General features: G+C 41.3%; 6 protein-coding genes. 3 read left to right on the top strand and 3 right to left on the bottom strand.

The window, feature by feature from the left end; genetic code table 11:
* From IQ229_RS16715 to IQ229_RS16725, 3 genes are all read left to right on the top strand, one after another.
* The coding region (locus tag IQ229_RS16715; protein WP_194045584.1) for an Hsp70 family protein at positions 1-1,034 on the top strand (1,034 nt) is incomplete at its 5' end.
* A gap of 5 nt (positions 1,035-1,039) precedes the next feature.
* Positions 1,040-1,339: a type II toxin-antitoxin system HigB family toxin gene (locus IQ229_RS16720; protein WP_194045586.1), complete on the top strand. Its 300-nt coding sequence runs from the start codon at positions 1,040-1,042 to the stop codon at positions 1,337-1,339.
* The gene (locus IQ229_RS16725; RefSeq protein ID WP_194045589.1) at positions 1,323-1,724 is read left to right on the top strand and encodes a helix-turn-helix domain-containing protein; all 402 of its coding nucleotides are present in this window, start codon (positions 1,323-1,325) and stop codon (positions 1,722-1,724) included. The genes IQ229_RS16720 and IQ229_RS16725 overlap by 17 nt, the downstream gene beginning before the upstream one ends.
* A 166-nt stretch (positions 1,725-1,890) precedes the next feature.
* Here IQ229_RS16725 and IQ229_RS16730 read toward each other — a convergent pair whose 3' ends face one another.
* The 3 genes from IQ229_RS16730 to IQ229_RS16740 all read right to left on the bottom strand — a co-directional run bounded on the left by IQ229_RS16730 (position 1,891) and on the right by IQ229_RS16740 (position 3,836).
* Positions 1,891-2,457, bottom strand: a complete 567-nt coding sequence (locus tag IQ229_RS16730) for a Uma2 family endonuclease (protein ID WP_194045591.1) — start codon at positions 2,455-2,457, stop codon at positions 1,891-1,893.
* A 118-nt stretch (positions 2,458-2,575) separates the two neighbouring features.
* On the bottom strand, positions 2,576-3,091 hold the full coding sequence (locus IQ229_RS16735; protein WP_194045593.1) for a L,D-transpeptidase: 516 nt from the start codon (positions 3,089-3,091) through the stop codon (positions 2,576-2,578).
* A 112-nt stretch (positions 3,092-3,203) separates the two neighbouring features.
* Positions 3,204-3,836 (bottom strand): bifunctional 4-hydroxy-2-oxoglutarate aldolase/2-dehydro-3-deoxy-phosphogluconate aldolase, encoded by a 633-nt coding sequence (locus IQ229_RS16740; RefSeq protein WP_194045595.1) that lies wholly within the window; start codon positions 3,834-3,836, stop codon positions 3,204-3,206.
* Positions 3,837-3,940 lie beyond the last annotated feature (104 nt).

The following is a 3,940-nucleotide window of genomic DNA, read 5'->3' on the forward strand; positions in this document are numbered from 1 at the left end:
CCCTTGTTCGGTTGGATCAAAGCGTGCAAGCAAGCACAAAGCCCTTGGGGTTTATCCTCAAGTGGGGTAATAAATCTCTGGCTGAAGATTCAAAACAAAAAGTCAAAACAGCCCGTGTCCTGGCGAAAGCTGGGCAAAATCTGGGTGGTACTGATATTGATAACTGGTTAGTAGATTACTTCGCTAAAACTCAAGAACTGGCGGTAAGTCCGTTGACAACAAGATTGGCAGAACGGGTAAAAATTCAGTTATCAACCCAAAACCAAGCTAGTGAAGTTTATTTTGACGATGAAACATTTGAAAGTTATGAACTGGAACTAAACCGCGACACTTTTGACGATATCCTCAAAGAACACGCATTTTTTGAGTTATTAGATGAGTCGATGACGACGCTGTTGCAGCAAGCAAGACGGCAAGGGATAGAACTTCCAGATATTAATGCAGTTTTGTTAGTTGGTGGCACAGTACAATTGCCAGCAGTGCAGACATGGATCAAACAGTATTTTGAGCCAGAAAAAATCCGTTGCGAACGTCCTTTTGAAGCGATCGCTCAAGGTGCATTACAGTTAGCTCAAGGCGTACAAATCAAAGACTTTCTCTACCATAGTTATGGTATCCGCTACTGGGATCGCCGCAATCAGCGCCACAAATGGCATTCTTTAATTAAAGCTGGACAAGCATATCCGATGAGTCAACCAGTGGAATTAGTCTTAGGCGCTTCAGTGGAAAATCAACCCAGTATTGAACTAATTATGGGAGAATTGGGAGCAGATACAGGTAGTACTGAAGTTTATTTTGATGGCGATCGCTTAATTACTCGCCGTATGGACAATAATGAAACCAGCGTCAAACCTCTCAACGATCAAGAAGGCGCGAGAACGATTGCCCAACTGACACCAGCCGGATATCCTGGAAGCGATCGCATCAAAATTCTCTTTCAAGTTGATGATCAACGCTTTTTGCGAATCACCGTTGAAGACTTGTTAACGAATGATACGCTGTTGGAAAATCAACTTGTGGCACAGTTGAGTTAGATATAATGCACATTATCAGTCGTAAAAAGCTGCGTGAATTTTGCCAAAATTATGCTGATTCCTGTGATGCACTTAAAAACTGGTATAAGGCTGCCAATAAAGCTACATGGAATAATCTTGCCCAAGTGCAAGCAGTTTATCCTCAAGCAGAAGCTGTTGGTAATTTCACTGTTTTTAATATCAAAGGCAACAAATATCGTCTGATAGTTGATTTGGTTTATAGTGACCAAATAATTTATCTTAAATACATTTTGACGCACGCAGAATACGATAAGGATAAGTGGAAAAATGACCCTTACTTTTAATCGTGAAACTTATGGTAGTTTGCTTAATCAATATCAACCCAAAGTGATTAAAACAGATGAGGAAAATGAGCAAGCTATTACACTAGCAGAGGAACTGTCTCATCGAGTTAACCGAACTTTGGAAGAGTCGGCATTATTGGATTTGTTGATTGCTCTGATAGAAAAATATGAGGATGAACATTATCCAATGGGAGAATCAACAGCACACTCAATGTTTCTCCATCTGATCGATGCTCAGAATGTTAAGGAAGATGAGTTAGTAGCAATTCTTGGTTCAAGAGAGGTTGTTTCTCAAGTTATGAGTGGCAAACAAGAAATTACTCAGGAGATGGCTAAGGTCTTAGGGAATTTTTTTCACGTTGATAGTAGTTTGTTTGAGAACTAAGCGATGTCTACGACGGGCTATGACGCGTTTCTGGGAGCTTCAGAAATTCCTCTAGGGTTAGAGGTTGAGTAGTTATAGCGCTCATAGCTCCTAAATCCTAATGGAATGTGCTCTGACTTTAGCAAAACGATCGCTTTTATTGCCGCAGACTAAACTAATTCTTTTGCTAGCTATTTTCCATCTTCAGCCAACTAAAAACTTGCTCTACTGTTATTTCTAGGTTAATTTCTTCTAAAACGTCTAAGCGATCGCTCTTTTGCAATAACTCTGGTTGTTGGCCCGGACGGAAAACCAAAATTGAGCGATCCGTTGGATCAATTAACCATCCTAATCGGCAACCATGCTGTAAGCAATAAAGGATGTTGCCAATTACTCGGTTTGAACTCTGTTCTGGGGAGAGAATTTCAATTGTCCAATCTGGCCACAGCAAAAAATCGTTGGGGACTTCTCCATCAGCATCAAATGGAATTCGTAACCAGTTAAAAACCGATACATCAGGGACAATTGAGCGGATACCAAAGCTACAGCGCAACTCTGGGAATGCATAAGCAATTTTTTGGCTTTCTGCTACTTCGTTGATGCTATTGCAGAGTCTTAGCTGCAATCGACTATGCTTCCCTTTTGGCATTGGCTTAGAAATAATCTCACCGTTAATATATTCACTTGCAGGCTTTGTTTCTGGGAGCTTTAGAAATTCCTCCAGGGTAAGTAGTTGAGTAGTTGAGTAGCTCATAGCTCCTAAATCCCTCGAAGATGTGTTTTTAGTCTAGCAATATGTATAGACAGGTGCTTAACTCCCTGAGCGCACCTGTCCATACATCAAAGGCAGAATTGCAACTCTTAATTACGAATTATTTCCGCACCACTACTAAAGTTCCATTCCTAGCCCAGTTGTAAAGATTGCGAGCTTGCTTAACGGGTAAATTTACGCAACCGTGGCTGACTGGAGTGCCAAACCTTTTATGCCAGTAAGCCCCGTGAATACCGTAATTACCTTGGTAAAACATCGCATGAGGAACATTGGGAACGTCATAGCCCCTTCCCCGCATTCGCGTAGTTTTTAACTTGGATTGAATATTAAAAGTACCAATAAGAGTGGGAGTGGATTTTTTGCCAGAGGAAATAGCACTTCCATAAACCACTCTGTCACCTTCCCAAGCTATTAACCGTTGCTTTGAAAGATCAATTTGAATCCAGCGCTTATCCGATTTTTGTAATGTCTGGATTTTTTGTGCAATCACTTGATTTTTGGAATTCGCCCAAACTTCACTCGTTCCAGTAGTAGTAAAAACACTTACGGATAGTGCTGTACCAGTGAGGAGTATTTGTAAGCGACGCACCCAGTCAGGATTAATCAGTTTTTTCATTTTAGATACACTCACACTTAAATAATCAAGTCTTGAGAAACTTATCAGTTTTCACCTTTATTTCCCTATCTATTACTTTAATAGACGTGAATTTTGATGATTTGATTCTAAGTTAACCTAACTGTTGCATTAGGTTTTTTGCCTGAGTTGCGATCGCTGACCAATTTCCCTCTATGACAAGCTTTTTGGGAAATAATTCACCGCTCAAACCGACAGCGATCGCTCCGGCTTGCAAAAATTCTTTGGCATTTTTGAGAGTGACACCGCCAGTAGGAATTAAGGGAATCTGACCTAGTGGCCCTTGCAAACTTTTGATATAATCAGCCCCTCCCACTGCTTGCACGGGAAACACTTTTACACAACTAGCACCTTGACTCCAAGCGGTAACAATTTCTGTAGGAGTTAGCGCTCCTGGTATGATCGGCACATTTTTTTCTTCTGCTGCTTGAATCATTGCCGAATCAACGTGGGGTGTGAAGAGGAATTGCGCCCCAGATGCGATCGCATCTTGTAACTGCTCCACATTAAATAGCGTACCAGTGCCAATAATACAGGCTGGTAATTCCGAACGTAGTTGACTGATTAATTCCCCGGCGCGATCGCTATTCCAGGTAATCTCAATTAGCTGCACTCCCCCAGATGCTACAGCCATTGCCATTTGTTGTCCCAGTTCCATTTGAGGGGCGCGGATAACTGCGATCGCTCGGTGTTTTTCTAACTGTGATAACCAAATTTGATTAGGCATTTTGACTAGAGATTGGGGACTGGGAGTAGGGATTGAGACTAAAGAATAGTTTTCAATCTAGTAAATACTAATTTTTAATACTAATGCCCAATGCCCCTCAAGAG

It is taken from the genome of Nostoc cf. edaphicum LEGE 07299, from assembly GCF_015207245.1.
GTDB lineage: Bacteria > Cyanobacteriota > Cyanobacteriia > Cyanobacteriales > Nostocaceae > Nostoc > Nostoc edaphicum_B.